14 protein-coding genes and 1 pseudogene are annotated in these 14,939 nt (G+C 65.5%); 6 read left to right on the top strand and 9 right to left on the bottom strand.

What is annotated here, in order from left to right; genetic code table 11:
- Positions 1 to 14: 14 nt before the first annotated feature.
- From ACGFYV_RS34650 to ACGFYV_RS34640, 3 genes are all read right to left on the bottom strand, one after another.
- Positions 15 to 443: an ATP-binding protein gene (locus ACGFYV_RS34650; protein ID WP_393882503.1), complete on the bottom strand. Its 429-nt coding sequence runs from the start codon at positions 441 to 443 to the stop codon at positions 15 to 17.
- 307 nt (positions 444 to 750) lie between these two features.
- Positions 751 to 1,593 (bottom strand): zf-HC2 domain-containing protein, encoded by an 843-nt coding sequence (locus ACGFYV_RS34645; RefSeq protein WP_393882502.1) that lies wholly within the window; start codon positions 1,591 to 1,593, stop codon positions 751 to 753.
- Positions 1,594 to 1,618: 25 nt separating this feature from the next.
- Positions 1,619 to 2,221: a sigma-70 family RNA polymerase sigma factor gene (locus ACGFYV_RS34640; RefSeq protein ID WP_393882501.1), complete on the bottom strand. Its 603-nt coding sequence runs from the start codon at positions 2,219 to 2,221 to the stop codon at positions 1,619 to 1,621.
- 754 nt (positions 2,222 to 2,975) lie between these two features.
- On the opposite strand from ACGFYV_RS34640, the gene ACGFYV_RS34635 reads away from it, so the two are divergent.
- From ACGFYV_RS34635 to ACGFYV_RS34625, 3 genes are read left to right on the top strand one after another with little or no spacing between them, the layout of a single operon-like run.
- Positions 2,976 to 3,272, top strand: a complete 297-nt coding sequence (locus ACGFYV_RS34635; RefSeq protein WP_393882500.1) for a plastocyanin/azurin family copper-binding protein — start codon at positions 2,976 to 2,978, stop codon at positions 3,270 to 3,272.
- Positions 3,269 to 4,294 (top strand): metallophosphoesterase family protein, encoded by a 1,026-nt coding sequence (locus ACGFYV_RS34630; protein ID WP_393882499.1) that lies wholly within the window; start codon positions 3,269 to 3,271, stop codon positions 4,292 to 4,294. Before ACGFYV_RS34635 ends, ACGFYV_RS34630 begins: the two co-directional genes overlap by 4 nt.
- Positions 4,291 to 4,746, top strand: coding sequence for a hypothetical protein (locus ACGFYV_RS34625; RefSeq protein ID WP_393882498.1), 456 nt, complete (start codon positions 4,291 to 4,293; stop codon positions 4,744 to 4,746). The genes ACGFYV_RS34630 and ACGFYV_RS34625 overlap by 4 nt, the downstream gene beginning before the upstream one ends.
- A 26-nt stretch (positions 4,747 to 4,772) precedes the next feature.
- On the opposite strand, the gene ACGFYV_RS34620 is transcribed toward ACGFYV_RS34625, so the two are convergent.
- Positions 4,773 to 5,573 carry a class I SAM-dependent DNA methyltransferase gene (locus ACGFYV_RS34620; protein ID WP_393882497.1) on the bottom strand — a complete coding sequence of 267 codons (801 nt, stop codon included), beginning with the start codon at positions 5,571 to 5,573 and terminating at the stop codon, positions 4,773 to 4,775.
- 516 nt (positions 5,574 to 6,089) lie between these two features.
- On the opposite strand from ACGFYV_RS34620, the gene ACGFYV_RS34615 reads away from it, so the two are divergent.
- Both ACGFYV_RS34615 and ACGFYV_RS34610 read left to right on the top strand, forming a co-directional pair.
- Positions 6,090 to 7,526 (top strand): IS1380 family transposase, encoded by a 1,437-nt coding sequence (locus tag ACGFYV_RS34615; protein ID WP_393882522.1) that lies wholly within the window; start codon positions 6,090 to 6,092, stop codon positions 7,524 to 7,526.
- Positions 7,527 to 7,597: 71 nt separating this feature from the next.
- Positions 7,598 to 8,008 carry a transposase gene (locus ACGFYV_RS34610; RefSeq protein ID WP_393882496.1) on the top strand — a complete coding sequence of 137 codons (411 nt, stop codon included), beginning with the start codon at positions 7,598 to 7,600 and terminating at the stop codon, positions 8,006 to 8,008.
- Between the two features lie 393 nt (positions 8,009 to 8,401).
- Here ACGFYV_RS34610 and ACGFYV_RS34605 read toward each other — a convergent pair whose 3' ends face one another.
- The 3 genes from ACGFYV_RS34605 to ACGFYV_RS34595 are packed head-to-tail and all read right to left on the bottom strand — an operon-like array spanning position 8,402 to position 11,611.
- Entirely contained in the window at positions 8,402 to 9,208 is an 807-nt protein-coding gene (locus tag ACGFYV_RS34605; protein ID WP_393882495.1) for an SAM-dependent methyltransferase, read from the bottom strand.
- A 7-nt stretch (positions 9,209 to 9,215) separates the two neighbouring features.
- Entirely contained in the window at positions 9,216 to 10,022 is an 807-nt protein-coding gene (locus ACGFYV_RS34600) for a class II aldolase/adducin family protein (RefSeq protein WP_393882494.1), read from the bottom strand.
- The gene (locus tag ACGFYV_RS34595) at positions 10,019 to 11,611 is read right to left on the bottom strand and encodes an FAD/NAD(P)-binding protein (RefSeq protein WP_393882493.1); all 1,593 of its coding nucleotides are present in this window, start codon (positions 11,609 to 11,611) and stop codon (positions 10,019 to 10,021) included. The genes ACGFYV_RS34600 and ACGFYV_RS34595 overlap by 4 nt, the downstream gene beginning before the upstream one ends.
- Before the next feature lie 525 nt (positions 11,612 to 12,136).
- Between ACGFYV_RS34595 and ACGFYV_RS34590 the strand changes: the two genes are divergently transcribed.
- A protein-coding gene (locus ACGFYV_RS34590; RefSeq protein WP_393882521.1) for an IS3 family transposase occupies positions 12,137 to 13,389 on the top strand; the annotation gives its coding sequence in 2 pieces (ribosomal slippage) (positions 12,137 to 12,419 and positions 12,419 to 13,389; 1,254 coding nt in all).
- Between the two features lie 23 nt (positions 13,390 to 13,412).
- Here the strand turns inward: ACGFYV_RS34590 and ACGFYV_RS34585 are convergent.
- Positions 13,413 to 14,093, bottom strand: a pseudogene (locus tag ACGFYV_RS34585) (transposase); the annotation flags it as partial.
- A gap of 169 nt (positions 14,094 to 14,262) precedes the next feature.
- Positions 14,263 to 14,937 carry a DDE-type integrase/transposase/recombinase gene (locus tag ACGFYV_RS34580; RefSeq protein WP_393882492.1) on the bottom strand — a complete coding sequence of 225 codons (675 nt, stop codon included), beginning with the start codon at positions 14,935 to 14,937 and terminating at the stop codon, positions 14,263 to 14,265.
- Between the last annotated feature and the right edge of the window lie 2 nt (positions 14,938 to 14,939).

The following is a 14,939-nucleotide window of genomic DNA, read 5'->3' as shown; positions in this document are numbered from 1 at the left end:
AACGGCCGGACCGGTCATGCCGAGCACCTGAGGCAGGCCCGGACTTCGCGGCCGCTGCGTGTCTGGTGGACCTCGGTCGACTGGGCGAGGTACTGGACGATGCCGGTGCCGCGGCCGTGTTCGTCGGGGGCGACGTCGGGGTGATGGCGCTCCACTGACATGCCGGAGTCGGTGACCACGATGTGCAGAATGCCGTCGCCGAGGACGAGCAGCAGGGTCATGCGTTCGCGGCCGTACCGGGCGGCGTTGGCGGCGAGTTCGTCGACGATGAGAACGGCCGAGTCCCGCTCCTTTGCGGGAACGCTCCAGGTCTCCAGCAGGTCTGCCGCGAAGTGACGAGCGGCGGAGACGTGCGCCTCCTGCGCGGGCAGGGTGAGCAGCGCCTCGTGGCGGCAGGGCCGGCCGAGCCGTGAACTCGTGCTGGGGGAATCGGTCACATACATGGTCTTCTGGCTTTTCTGTGGATGTGCGCAGAGCGGAACGGTGGGGACCACCGGCAACTTCGGGGGCTGTCGGTAGGCCCGGTCCTGAAGTGGCGCGCTTATTCAGTTCCACGGACGACGCATGCCAAATGGTTCGAGTCATTCATCCCTTTTACTGGCCTTGGACCACCGGCCCCCGGAGAGAGAATGCCCGCCCCGTCGTCACACACAGGTATCAAGTCGGCTGAGTATGCAGTCGGTTCGGCGCACCGGGAGATAGCCCGGCCGCAGGACCGACCAGTGCCGGCACACTGCAGCCGGCCTCGCCTCACGCGTGGATGGTGACCATTCTCTGACCGCTGTCCGCGAGGATCTCGAAGTGATCGATGGCTCCCGGGGACATGGCAACCGCACCTGGGATCGTCGTGCCGGGAGGATACTCGCCCGCACGCCAGGTGGCACCGACCGCTCTGGCTCCGCCGGGCCCGACCGCCTGCAACCGGCACGTGACCCCGGCGGGCGCCCCCCTGGCGGAGACTTGCAGGACACTGCCCCAGACAGAGGGCGAGACCTTCACCGAGGCGGAGACACCGGTGGTGGGATCACTTCCGGAGAAGGTACGCCCGGCAGCCGGTGCGCTCGGCCCAGGCGGTGCCGCCTGACTGCCCACGGTTCCGACGGCCGCCAGCCATGTGCCGCCGGCGGCTGCCGCGATCAACGTCAGCGAGGCGGCCACGCCGGCCAGTTGCATACGCCAGGTCCTGCGGCGCCGGGCCGCGGCCTGCTGGAGCAGCCCCTCCAGCACTCCCCCAGCCGACCCCTCGGACGCCTCCGACGCGGCGGGCGCCTCCGACATCGCGGGCACGGCGGACGCGGCGGGCTCGGCGGGCTCGGCGGGCCGTTCGAGCGGGGAACCCTGCACGCTTTCGGCGGCCCGTGCCACCAGCCGGTCGGCCGGGTCCCCGCCGGTCGTCGGCACCGTCAGACCTGAGGCTTCGGCTTCGGTCACCGTCGACAGCAGCGCCGGCAATCCCGCCAGCCGGGTGTATTCGGCCCGGCACGCGGCGCATTCCGCGAGGTGGACGCGCACCCGTTCCGTTTCCGCCGGGGGCAGCGTCCCCAGGACGTATCCCCCCAGGGCCAGCCGGAAATCGTCATGCTCCGCGCTCATGGTCGCCACCTCCTGCCCGCCACGCTCATGGCTCGATGCCCCGTTCCTGCAACGCCAGCCGCAGGGCGTGCAGGGCGTAGTACGTCCGCGACTTCACGGTTCCCAGCGGGATGCCCAGGACCTGCGCGGCCTCTGCCATGGTCCGGCCCCGGTAGTAGGTCTCCAGCAAGACGGCGCGGTGGTCCGGGGACAGCGACCGTACGGCGTCGGCCACCGCCCAGCTCTGCAGTGCCTGCTCGATCTGGTCCTCGCCCGGCGTCTGCTCGGCGGCCCGCTGAAGGGCGTCGCCGCCGGCCTCGGCCGGTCTGGCCTTCCGGGCCCGGTGGGCGTCGATGACCAGGTGCCGGGCGACCGTACACAGCCATGCCCGAGCCGGGCCACGTGCGGGCTCGAACGCGGCGGGATGCTGCCACGCTCGCAGCAGGGTCTCCTGCACCACGTCCTCCGCCCATTGCCAATCCCCCGAGGTCAGTCGCAGCACGTAGTGGAACAGGGCTCCTGCGTGCTCCGCGTACAGAGTGCGTAGCAGTTCCTCGTCTGCGGTCGAAAGCGTCCCTTTACCAGAGACACGATGCGCGGAGCGATTCGGATCCGTCCTTGGACCACGTTTTCGGGAACTCCAGGGCATAGGCCGATCATCGCGCACATGCACCACTTTGTCCCGTAACGCACAGCACGCCACGGGTGGCGCTCTGTGCGCACGGCGGGTGATGCGCCCCCGCCGGGCCTGGTGGCACCCAGAGCCGGGCCGTGGCACCAAGAGCCGGACCTGGTGGCACCAAGAGCCGGACCTGGTGGCACCAAGAGCCGGGCCTGGTGGCGCCAAGAGCGGTCGATCGCGCACAGCGCCCGGGGGGGGTCGACTGATCTGCGACTACACCACACATCCTCACAAAAAGCGCATATCCACCGAACCGCGGGACTCCTTCCGTCCGTGGAACCGGACAAGAGCCGACCAACGCGCCATTCCTCCTCGATTCCCCCTGCGGCAAAGGACGGATCAGAGGTGACCGAGATACACCACGCGACGGGCGCGTCCATGAACACGGCATCCACCACATGTTCCCGCGGTGACGTGCGCCGAGCCGGCGCAGTCCCCGTCTCCGCCTGATCAGTGAGGAACGGACATCATGCACCTGAACTTTCGCGCACCGGGCAGGCGATCACGCGCTGCGGCCGGGCTGACCGCAGCCGTCATCGCCACCGCCGGCATGGTGGGGCTCCTCAGCTCATGCGGCCAGTCGTCGCACGCCTCGGCCGGTGGAGCCGGCGCCATCACGCCCGGTCCGGGTCAGCACCAGACGGCGGGGATGCCCGGCGAGGCGAGGTCGGGGACGGGCTCCGCACCCGGCGCCTCGCCGATGCCCGGTATGGGCATGCCCATGAGCCCTTCAAGCACGGGCGCACCGGCCGCGCCGGTGGCCGGGAACGCCGTTGCGATCAAGAACTTCGCCTTCTCCCCGGCCACGTTGAAGATCAAAGCAGGCACGAGGGTGACGTGGACCAACCAGGACACCGACGCCCACACCGTCACGAGCGCCGGATCGGGCGGTCCGCTGCGTTCGGCCGCCCTGGCTACCCATGCCACCTACAGCTACACGTTCACCAAGCCCGGCACCTACGCCTACCTCTGCACCATCCATCCGTTCATGACCGCCACCGTGGAGGTGACCCGATGACCGGTTCCTACGACAGTCACGACGGAGCAGTGGCCGGCGACGACGGTCGGCCCGACACCGAGCACGGTATGACGCGACGTCAACTGATGCGGCACGCGGGGTGGTTCGGCGGCGCGGTGGTGCTGACCGTGGCCAGCGGAGAGGTGATCAGCCATATCGCCGACGCGCAGGGCACCAACGCCGGGGCCACTGCCGCTTCCACCGACGCTGCCGCCGCCCCTGCCGCCGCCGTGGGAAGCGACGCGCTGCGGTTCGTGCAGGTCTCCGACAGCCATATCGGGTTCCAGGGCCCGGCGAACACGGATGTGGTCGGCTCCTTCTCCGAAGCGATCAAGCAGGTCAACTCACTCGGATTCAGACCTGACTTCGTCATGCACAGCGGCGATCTGACCCACCTGTCCACGGCCGGACAGTTCGACCAGGTCAAGCAGATGATGACCGGAATGAAGACAGACCGCGTCTTCACCGTGCCCGGCGAGCACGACTCCATCGGCGATGCGGGCCGCGCCTACCGGCGGGCCTTCGGCATGGGCACGCTCGGCGAGGGCTGGTACAGCTTCGACACCCACGGTGTGCACTTCATCGCCCTGGTCAACACTCTGAGCCTGGAGAAGCTCGGCCATCTCGGCACCGAGCAGATCGACTTCGTCCGCAAGGACATCGCCGGACTGCCGCCGGACACCCCCATCGTGGTCTTCAGCCACATCCCGTTGTTCGCCATGTACCCGAAATGGGGCTGGAGCACCGACGACGCCCTCAAGGTCATCGCCCTGCTGCGCCGTTTCTCCTCCGTCACGTGTCTCAACGGGCATGTCCACCAGCTGTTCACCAAGACGGACGGCAACATCACCTTCTACTCCGCCACCACCACCGCCTACCCCCTGCCCAAACCGGGCCGCGCCCCCGCCCCCACGCCTCAGGTCGTGCCCGCCCGGCAGCTCAAAGAGGCACTCGGCATTCGCAGCGTCGGCTACCGCCAGGGCGATCGCGCACTGGCCGTCAAGGACCAGAGGCTGGCATGAACACCCGTAGACTCCCGGCCACCGCCTTGCGGCGGGCCACTGCCGCAACCCTCGCCGCCGGCGGGTACATCCACGCCCAGCTCTACATCGACGAGTATCGCTTCATCCACGTCATAGGCCCGCTCTTCCTCCTCCAGGCCAGCGCGTCCTTCGCCCTCGCTGCCCTCCTGCCGGCAGGGACGCCACCCCTGCTGCTGAGGGTCGTCGCGGCAGGGGTCTCACTCGGGGCCCTCGGCGGCTTCGCCGCCTCGCGCACCGTAGGCGTGTTCGGATTCACCGAGCACGGTCTGCAGCCCGCACCACAAGCCGTCCTCAGCCTCGTCGCCGAAACCGGCACGCTGCTGCTCCTCGCCACCTGGCAGACGACCATGACCACACAACACCGGGCCGCCCGACCACCAGTCAGGTCACCGATCCCAGAGCGGGCCACCACCCGCACACCACCCAGCTGAACCGCCACCATACGGCCGCTTCGTGGTCAGTCGGCGGGTTTCTCCCAGACCGAGACATGCTGACGGCTCTCGCTCGTGAAGGCTTCCCGCGTCCACCCCTCCCACCGCTCACGCGGTCGCAGCCCGGCGAGTTGGGCCATCAGGTCGAGTTCCGACGGCCACACATACCTGAAGGGAATCGATCTGTACGAGCCACGGCCGTCGACGACCTCGACGTAGTTCGAACTCGTCGCCTGGGCCGCGACGTCGTAGACGTCGAAGGCCCATCGCGTCGGGCTCACGTGGTAGGGCACAACGTTCTGTCCGGCCGGGAGCCTGCGCAGTTCGGGGACGATCACCTCGATGACGAAGCAGCCTCCGGGCTCCAAGTGACTCGCGGCATTGCGGAAACAGGCCACCTGCTCCGCCTGCGTCGTCAGATTCATGATCGTGTTGAAGAGCAGGTAGACGACGGAGAACGTCCCCTCCACTCTCGTCGTCGCGAAATCACCGATGGTGACGTCGATCGAGTCACCGCCCGGCTTGTCACGCAGCCGGGCGACCATCGCTCGCGACAAGTCGATGCCGTGCACCGGGACTCCGCGTCGCGCCAGTGGCAACGCGATACGCCCCGTCCCGACTCCCAGTTCAAGGGCCCGGCCACCGTCGGCCAGGCCAGCCAGGCCGGCCAGGCCAGCCAGAAAGTCGACCGTCGTGTCGATGACCCCCGGCTCGAACATCTCCCCCGACGACTCGTCGTAAGCCGCCGCGACCCGCTCACCGAAGTAACCGTCTCGTTCGTCCACCGCCAGACCGTACTGCGGGAACCCTTCACGGCGCGCGTGCATTTCGCTGTCGGAGTGCTTCGCTACTCGGCCATGTCCCCAGCGACCTGTCCGACGCCCGGTGGACTGGTCCCTGATCGAGCCCTGATCGATCCGACATTGACGGCGTGCTGTGGGTGGACGGCGTCGGCCGCCACCCACAGCGTCACGAAGTGAGCCGGATCGGGAAGGGGTTCACCACTGGCAGTGAACGTGCGTGGCGTGGCCAGCGTCTCCGGGACCGAGGACCAGGCTGGCCCCCGACTTGCGGCAGGCGGTCATGAATACGCGGTGAGCAGCGCCCTTGCCCACACGCCGACCGTTGATCCAGGTCCCATCCACGGCACGTCCTTCCTAGTGCTTGGACCCGCCGCTGTGGCGGCCACCGACGAACTCGGAGACCTGGAACTTGAAGTGGTACTGCGTGCCGAGTTTGAGGACACCGCCTAGCCTCGCCGTTTCACTTGGGTACGGCTGGCTTTGGGGCGCAAACGCGAAAGTGCCTTCCTGACCTGGGACGATGAACCTTGTTGAGGGGTTCTGTCGGTCCAGGCGGAGGGCACTTTCTACGTGCAGGCTATCGGGTTGCGTCCCAAGGTTCATGTCAGTGCCGATGGTTCAGGGGTGGCCGGGCATGCCGGGGCACGGTTGCTGGCGGATCTTGCTGATGCCACCGGGCTGACCGCCGCGTACTCCGCCGCGCTCAGGCCGCTTCGGCCGCGCGGGACCGGGCATGATCCAGGCCGGGTCGCCACCGATCTCGCGGTGATGCTCGCCGACGGCGGTGAAACGATCGCGGATCTGGCCGTACTGCGGGACCAGGGCGAGGTGTTCGGCCCGGTCGCCTCCACGCCCACGGCTTGGCGGTTGCTCGCCGACACCGACGAGACCGCACTCGCTTCGCTGCGAGCGGCCCGCGCCACGGCCCGGGAAGTCGCCTGGATGCAGGCCGCCGACAGGGGCGAGGGCATACCTGCCGCTCGGGCCGGCGGACGAGAACTTCCCGGCCTGGTTCTGGACCTCGACGCCACGCTGGTCGCCTGCCACTCGGAAAAGGAACAGGCCGCCCCGACCTATAAGGGCGGCTTCGGCTTCCATCCGCTGCTGTGTCTCCTCGCGAACACCGGCGAGGCCGTGTCGGGGCGGCTGCGGCCCGGCAACTCCGGAGCCAACACTGCCGCCGATCACGTTGCGGTCCTCGACCAGGCGCTCGCGCAGATCCCCGACGCTCACCGGCACGGCACCGACATCCTCATCCGCGCCGACAGTGCCGGATCCGCGAGAGCCTTCCTCGCCCATGTCCGCGACGTACGGAAACGAGGAATCCGTACCTTCTTCTCAGTCGGATACGCGGTCACCGGGCCGGTCCGCCGCGCGATCCGCTCGGTGCCCGACCGCCTCTGGCATCCCGCCCTGGATCAGGACGGGACGCTGCGTGATGGCGCAGAGGTCGCCGAGCTGACCGGGATGGTCGATCTGGACGGCTATCCGCCCGGCACCCGCATCATCGTGCGCCGGGAGCGGCCGCACCCCGGAGCCCAGCTGTCCCTGTTCGATCAGGACGAGGGCCTGCGGCATCAGGTGTTCCTGACCGACACCCCCTACTCCGGTGGTGGTTCCGCCCAGTTCCTGGAGGTCCGTCACCGCGGGCATGCCACTGTCGAGGACCACATCCGATGCGGCAAGAGCACCGGCTTCGGCCGCTTCCCCTCCCGCGGCTTCGGTGTCAACGCCGTCTGGCTCGAACCCAGCCTCGCGGCGATCGACCTGCCGGCCTGGACGCGCGTCCTGCTGCTGGACGGGGAGCTGGCCACTGCCGAGCCGAAGAAGCTCCGCTACCGGCTGCTGCACGTCGCCGCCCGCCTCACCCGCGGCGGCCGACGCCTGCGCTTGCGGATATCGGCGACCTGGCCATGGAGAAACGAACTGGTCGCGGCCTTCCACCGTCTCGCCACACTGCCCCGTCCAGCCGGCTGACCGGCAACCACCCTGCCCGCCCACGACCCGAAGGACCCCGGAGAACCCGACCACCGCGCCGGGATTCCGCCATGTCCGCGCACCGAAATCGCGTCGGCCACCCGACAGTTGTCCCTCCGCGACACCTCATCGCCCCAACCGAAACGGCGAGGTCAGTCGACGGCATCCCTCTTGTCGCGGGTCGCCCCGGCCGCCCGAGACGGCGTCCCGAAGCCCTGCTCGGTGACAAGGGCTACGACTCAGATGCCAACCGCCGCGAACTGCGCAAGCGCCGGATCCTGCCGGTCATCTCCCGCAGGGGCGCTCCCGACATCAAGGGCCTGGGCAAGCTCCGCTACGTCGTCGAGCAGACCTTCGCCCTCCTCCACCAGTTCAAACGCCTCGCCGTCCGCTGGGAACGCCGCACGGAACTCCACGACGCCTTCGTCTCCCTCGCCTGCAGCCTCATCTGCTGGAGACGCCCCAAGAAGGCCCGAACATGATCGTGTTACGAGCTCGTAGCGTCGGTATGTCTGAGTACTGTCACAACAGCCAGCTGAATGGAACCAGTCGGTGCCGCGGAGCGTGGTTAGAGGTGAAGGCAGTAATACTCTCCTGGAGGAAGGTAGCGACAGTGAATGAGTTTCAGCGCTCACACGAAGACGATGCCACGGCTCGCTCAGAGACCGAGTGCACCTCGGAATTCACTGAGGGAGCAGCTGAGCACAGCACTGATCCTGACGAGTTGGCCAACCTTATGAGCGGGGCCGTCTGTTGGTGAGAAGATCACTCGTTCCAGTGTTCGCGGCCGTTGGAACGACCGCCAAGCCACGGTTCTCTTGAGTGACGTAAGAGGTTCGGCAGCATGGTGGGCAGTCTCACACTCTGCCGGGGTATCACGGCAGAGTCCCCTTCTTGACGCCGAGAGCCGCGTACATAGGAACACTGCCCGTCCGCCGGACAACGGATGATCCTTCCGGGCTCCACTCCGTGACTGGGCACAACCCTGGACCGACCAGGGTCAGGTCGTCGACGATCTCAAGGATGGCTTCTCGGGTGCGCCCATTAGCAGACAGCCCAATGGCGGAATACGCCGCGGTGATGAGCTTTTCGTCGAGGGGCGAGAAGTCGTACGTGCCGTGAGTGAGTAGAAGGTAACTGCCAGCGGCCACTCTTCCCATCACGCTCTTTACGACACCCGCTGGGTCGTCGGCCTCGGCGAGAAAATGCAATACGGCTAGAAATGATACTGCTACAGGTCTACTGAAGTCGAGTGTCGCAGCCGCCGAACTCAAGAGCCGATCTGTGTCACCAATATCGGCATGCACGTGATCGACGGCACCGGAAGATGAACTGGCGAAGAGGCGAGAGAGCTGATCACCAGTCGGTCGCCGACTTCCTGCGTAGACGATTCGTGAGCGGGGATTGAGAGATTGCGCGATGTGATTGATATGGGGTTTTGTGGGTATCCCTGTGCCGATGTCGAGGAACTGATCGACACCTTCCCGCACAAGATAGGTTATGGCCCGTCGCATGAACGCCCGGCTCTCGCGGACCCCAGCTTGGACGGTTGGGTACACATTCACCATTCGCGCGGCGGCCGCCTGCTCTGCAGCACTATGGTCGCAACCTGCCGCCAAACAATCAAACACTCCACTTGCAGTGAATGGTTCCGCATTGCTCGACTGCATACCTTCCCCCATGTCTGGCTCATTCCTCCAACAAGTCGGGCTGCTCATGAGTGATGTCATCCCAGAGCAGTTGGAAACTAAACTGGGCCAGCTGGGCGTCCCCGAAGCCGTCCTTTGCCGCCAGGGCTTGCTGATGATTGAAGGGGATGGGTTCGCCGGCCGCAAACGCGAGAAGTTGCACTTGAGCAGCGCTGTCGTAGGTGAAGAACCAGTGAACAGCCTCTTCGAGGGATCCTCCCACGGTGATGAGGCCGTGATGCTGCAGAAGTAGCGCTCTCCGCGACCCCAGGCTCTCTGTAATCTCCTGTCCAACCTCCAGTGTGACGGATGTGCCCTTGTAGTCCGTGTAGAGAACTTGGTCCTCGTAAAAGGCCGAAGACTCTTGATCGAGTGGCACAAGCAGACGGCCTGTGGCACCCAATGCCCTTGAGTGCACTGTATGGGCATGTGCAATTGCACCGGCATCAGCCCTGGCCTGATGTATTTTTGAATGGATCACAAATGCGCTCGGATTGACAGAGTAGCCCCCTTCGACAACTTGTCCCTCGTGGTTTACTCGTATGAGGTCCCGAACTTTCACCCTGTTGAAGGAAACTCCGAACGGGTTGACCCAAAATTCATTCGCGAATTCAGGGTCGCGAACCGAGATATGGCCGGATATTCCTTCGCCGAACCCGAACTTTCCGAAGAGTCGAAGTGCGGCAGCCAGCCGTTGCTTACGGTGTCGTCGCTCCTCTCCCACGGTGTCGAAAACGGCATCTTGAGGGATGGGAAGACCTGTGTGCGTGTTAGCCAGGAATGACGGCCTTGCCTCTGTTCCGGTCATGCTAGTTCCTCCAGGGTGGTTGAGCCCATGTTCCGGTTGTGTAGTGCGATGGAAAAATCCAGATGTATCGGAGGCGGGGCCGTTGCCGCGCTGACGTGGAACGCAAGATCGCGGCAAATGTCACGAGCTCTGTCCGTTATGGCCGGTATGCCAAATGTGAAGAAAAAGGTTCCAAAAGTCAGGTCACCCAACGCGTAGAACCTGCCCTGTGGCCGGTCGTCACCGATAAGTTGACTTGTGCGGGGGTCGACTTCCAAACCGCCTGCCGGGCTGTATGACGCCACGCCTTGCCCAATAAGTGAGTCAACGAGCGAAGCGGCCGATGGCGGAATTTTGTGGGCGGGCGCATTGACCGCATTGATGACCACATCGCAGGACACCGTCCCGTGAGTGGTCACGGCCGTGTAGCTACTACCGTTATACCTGATCTCCTGGATACCATCAGACAAATGCAGCTGTTCACGCTCTATCATGTCCAGGACTTTGGCCGCCGTAGCCGGTGGCATGGGACAACAAAGAGCCAGAATCGCCCTGTAAGAACCACGGAGGAGTCGAAGTTTTTCTTCGCTCGACAGCAGTGGCCACACCTGGGGTCCGGTGCTGGGCACTGCTGTTTGCAGCACGCGCAGCGCGATGCTTTCCGTGTCGACCTCGGCGAGTTGTCGCCTCAGGCGCTGGACCGGGGACTCACCGATTAGGGACTCGATTTCCATTTGGACAGCGGATATGTCCTCACCCGCAGTTTCCAGCTCTTGCCGCAGTAGGCGGACCACCGTATCCAGTGTGATGCCATTCTCCCCAGCCGCCCGCTGGATACCCTCAGAGGTGAAGTGCCTGATTTTGTACTGAATTGGTTTTTGCCGAACGGACGGGAGAACTCCGCCGCGAGAGAGGAAAGTGATAGGTCCGCGGTGTTTGGATTCTCGGAGAGCAAGAACCACGTCCATAGCTGTCAGTCCGCTACCGATAACACCAACGGATGCCTCGGGTTCCACTTCGCCAAGGGTTTGCTGGACAGGGTAGGGATCGGCGATGAAGCGGGGTGAGCCAGCCAGTGCATACTCGTCGGATGGACTTCCACGTCCTACGCAGAGAACCACATAATCGGCCTTTTGCCGACGGCCGTCGAGTGTCAGCAATTCTGTTTTCCCTGCGGACTGTACGACGCTCTTGACATGATGAGGGACCAGCTCAACGTCCCAGCCAGCGGCCCTGAGACGCGTAAGCGCATCTTCTGCGGCGTACTGCAAGTAGTCGCCGTACAAGGCTCTTGGAACGAAACGCGCACCCGAATACGGGTCGAAAGTATTGGCGCTTTGGCCATTGACCGTGTCGCGAGCAGCCAACCATCTGTCAAAGTGCTCGGGATCCGATCCCAACGCCGACATGTCGCCTGGGACCGAGTTCAGTCGCAACACGGGCGCGTCCCGCTGATAAGCTCTTCCTCGCCACAGTCCGGAGGAGCCGTCGTAAAGTCTCAGCCGGCCGACTGGCAAGTCAGTCTCGAGCAGCCCGTTCAGCAAGCAGACCGCAGCCGCCCCGCATCCGATGACTGCCAATTCGAACCGGCTTGTCGGGGCACGACACATATGTTTGCCTCCCGATGAAACGGTCGTCAGTGCTTATTTCGTCGATCGCTCCAAGCCGACGCCAGCTGATGGGCCTCGCGTGAGGGACTCGGTACACACGCCCGCTTGGCTCCACCTGCGAGCTTCATAAGCTCGGCCGCAGGGGTGAAATTAGCAGACTGAAGGCGTCAGGGCTCCCCTGCTGTGGAATAAGTGCCAGTGAATAGCGCAATGTGCCCAAACAGGCGTGTCCCTTTGCACTTTTGGCTCACCGTGGGTACCGCAGAGCGGTCAATCCCGGCATTTCGCGTAGAGGCGAAATGATGCAGGACGATCGGACGTGCGCTGATATGTTCACCAGGCTACGGTTTGAAGCGTTCGACCGGCTGCTGCGAGTGGTGTGGGATCGATGTGGCTTACAACGGCTATCTCAGGTTGAACTCGCGATGTCGGTGATCAACCTGGTCGCGGCCAGGCAGCCGTTGATCAGCTGAGTGAACCGTTCCGGGTTCGGTGGGGACTCGAACACGTGTAAGGATTCGAGTCATGGCACGACCTTCCCGTTACCCGCTTGAGCTGCGCCGTCGCGCGGTGCGCATGTTCGCCGAGATCCGCGGCGACTACCCGAACGAGACTGCGGCACTGCAGGCGGTTACGGAGAAGCTGGGCATCGGTTCCCGTGAGACGCTGCGGAACTGGGTGAAGCAGAACGAGGTCGACACCGGGCAGAGGCCGGGGACGACGACGGAAGAGTCTGCCCAGTTCAAGGCGTTGAAGAAGGAGAACGCCGAGCTGAAGCGGGCGAACGAGATCCTGAAGGCCGCGGCGAGTTTCTTCGCGGCCGAGCTCGACCGGCCACACACGCGCTCGTAGCATTCGTCGACGAGTACCGGGACCGCTTCGGCGGGGTCGAGCCGATCTGCAGGACGCTCACCGGGCACGACTGCAAGATCGCCCCATCCACGTACTACGCCCACAAGAAGCGCATCGAGGCGCCCTCCGCCCGTCGCGTGCGGGACGCGGAACTCAAGGAGAAGATCCAGAAGGTCTACACGTCCAACTACCGTGTCTACGGAGCCAGGAAGATCTCGCGCGAGCTGAACCGGCAGGGCCACGAAGTGGCCCGCTGCACCGTCGAACGCCTCATGCGCGACCTCGGCATCCAGGGAGCGGTACGAGGCCGGCGTGTCATCACCACGATCCCTGGCGGCCAGGTCGAGCGGGCTCCCGACCTGGTTGACCGCGACTTCGTCGCCCTCGCTCCGAACCGGTGCTGGGTGGCGGACTTCACCCACGTGAAGACGTGGTCCGCGGTCGTCTACGTCGCTTTCGTCGTGGATACCTTTTCCCGCCGGATCGTCGGCTGGTCGGCAGCCACCGTGAAGGAGACGGTCTTCGTCCTGGACGCCCTGGAAATGGCCCTCTGGCAACGCGACCGCGACCAACAGCCCGTCAGAGTGGGTGAGTTGATACATCATTCGGACGCCGGGTCCCAGTACACGTCTTTCCGGCTCGCCGAGCATCTGGAGGCTGCCGGCATCGCCGCGTCCATCGGCTCGGTCGGCGACGCGTATGACAACGCCCTGATGGAATCGGCGGTCGGCCTGTACAAAACCGAGTTGATCAAACCCCAGAGGCCGTGGAAGACGCTCGCCCAGGTCGAGCTGGCCACCGCCGAGTGGGTCGGCTGGTACAACCACCGCCGACTCCACGGTGAGATAGGCCACGTCCCGCCCGTCGAATACGAAGCCAACCACTACACCGAACTCACGAAACCCCAGGTCACAATCACAATCTGAGATCTCTACCGAACCCGGTGCGGTTCACCCTCCCAGTGCCCCGGCATCGCACGGTCTGCGGCCTCAGCAGGGCGTTCGCTCAAGACGACGTCCGCGGTGACATGCCCCTGCGGCTTGTTCCGTGACCTCGCCCGAGGCTCTCGAAGTGCCCGTCCGGTGCGCAGGCAGGCGACCAGCTCCCGCCTGAGCGCCCCACGCCCCTCGATGAACAGCGACTGGTAGATCGCCTCATGGCTGATCCGCATGGACTCATCCTCGGGGAAGTCGACCCTCAACCGGTGCGAGATCTGTTCCGGGCTCCATGCCATCGCCCACCGCCTGTCTTGCCGGTGTGGCTTGTTCAGCCCTTTCCACGCAGGCGTCTGCGGTCCCGCGACGACCGTCCCGTCAGGTCGGTGAACGTTCCCGGAGAGCCGCTCCTGCACGTACTGGCGCAACCGGTCGTTGTCCAGGAGCTTCGCGCTCTTCGGGCGCTTGGCCGCCTGCTGAGCCTTCCACTGGGCGACCGTCGCGCGGTATTCCTGCTTGCCGCCGCGCGTGGCGGCGTTGCGGCGCATTTCGCGAGAGATCGTCCCGGGGTCACGCCCCAGGGCGCGGGCGATCTCGCGCACGCCCTTGCTCATCGCCCTGAGGATCGCGATTTCCTCACGCTCCTCGAACGTGAGGTACCGGCCCGTGGGCTCGGCCAACGAGATCGGAGGCATGCCGCCAGCGTGACGAAACCACCTCGCACCCACCGGCCACGACACGCCAACTGCCAGCGACGCCTCCACCGTCGTGACCCCCGTGGCGATCAGCCGCCAGAACTGGCGCTGCACGACCCGAGACGGATCAGGCCGCCCCGGCGAACGCATCGCCGGCCGCAACGCACGGTCAGCCCGCCACTGCCGACGGCGGCCCTCCGGAACATCGCTGGTCTTCAAACTCCAGTCCGCCGTGGCCACGTCGCACGCCTCCGAGATCAGGGTGCTGCGACGACCAGTTGAATTCACCCTGCGATCCGCGATCGCTGTGCAGAATGCATCCGTCGACGTGGTCGCGTCGACGCACGGCGTTGTCCAGAGCGGTCACGGCCAGGCGGGACTTCATCCGCGCATCGATGGAGTAGCCCACGATCCTGTTACTGAAGACGTCCTTGATCGCACAGAGATACAACTTTCCTTCGCCGGTGGCGTGTTCGGTGATGTCGGTAAGCCACAGCCGGTTCCGGCCGGTCGCGGTGAAGTTGCGGCTCACGAGATCGTCGTGCACCGGCGGGCCGGCCTTCTTGCCCCTGCCGCGCTTCTTGCCGAACACGCTCCACCAGCGGTTGTCCCGGCAGATCCGCCACGCGGTCCGGTCCGCCATCACGGCCCCGGCGCCGCGCGCTTCGTCGGCCAGGAAGCGGTGGCCGAATTCCGGGTCGTCGCGGTGGGCGTCGAACAGCGTGTTCGCGCGATACGCCTCCTCCAGCACAGTGTCGGCCACCGGCTTGTCGAGCCAGCGGTAGTAGGGCTGTCTGGCGAGCTTCAGCACCCGACACGCAACCGTGACGGGCACCCCGTCCACGG

Origin of the sequence: Streptomyces sp. NPDC048297 (assembly GCF_043201585.1) — a bacterium.
In the GTDB taxonomy this organism is placed as follows: Bacteria; Actinomycetota; Actinomycetes; order Streptomycetales; family Streptomycetaceae; genus Streptomyces.
Note: the sequence above shows the minus strand (reverse complement) of the source record. Positions and strands in the feature narration are given on the sequence as shown.

Coding starts and splice junctions, on each gene's coding strand:
- ACGFYV_RS34650 (WP_393882503.1), bottom strand. CDS start 443: ATGTATGTGACCGATTCCCCCAGCACGAGTTCACGGCTCGGCCGGCCC.
- ACGFYV_RS34610 (WP_393882496.1), top strand. CDS start 7,598: ATGTCCGCGCACCGAAATCGCGTCGGCCACCCGACAGTTGTCCCTCCG.
- ACGFYV_RS34600 (WP_393882494.1), bottom strand. CDS start 10,022: ATGACCGGAACAGAGGCAAGGCCGTCATTCCTGGCTAACACGCACACA.
- ACGFYV_RS34620 (WP_393882497.1), bottom strand. CDS start 5,573: ATGCACGCGCGCCGTGAAGGGTTCCCGCAGTACGGTCTGGCGGTGGAC.
- ACGFYV_RS34625 (WP_393882498.1), top strand. CDS start 4,291: ATGAACACCCGTAGACTCCCGGCCACCGCCTTGCGGCGGGCCACTGCC.
- ACGFYV_RS34605 (WP_393882495.1), bottom strand. CDS start 9,208: ATGGGGGAAGGTATGCAGTCGAGCAATGCGGAACCATTCACTGCAAGT.
- ACGFYV_RS34635 (WP_393882500.1), top strand. CDS start 2,976: ATGAGCCCTTCAAGCACGGGCGCACCGGCCGCGCCGGTGGCCGGGAAC.
- ACGFYV_RS34645 (WP_393882502.1), bottom strand. CDS start 1,593: ATGAGCGCGGAGCATGACGATTTCCGGCTGGCCCTGGGGGGATACGTC.
- ACGFYV_RS34630 (WP_393882499.1), top strand. CDS start 3,269: ATGACCGGTTCCTACGACAGTCACGACGGAGCAGTGGCCGGCGACGAC.
- ACGFYV_RS34595 (WP_393882493.1), bottom strand. CDS start 11,611: ATGTGTCGTGCCCCGACAAGCCGGTTCGAATTGGCAGTCATCGGATGC.
- ACGFYV_RS34640 (WP_393882501.1), bottom strand. CDS start 2,221: ATGCCCTGGAGTTCCCGAAAACGTGGTCCAAGGACGGATCCGAATCGC.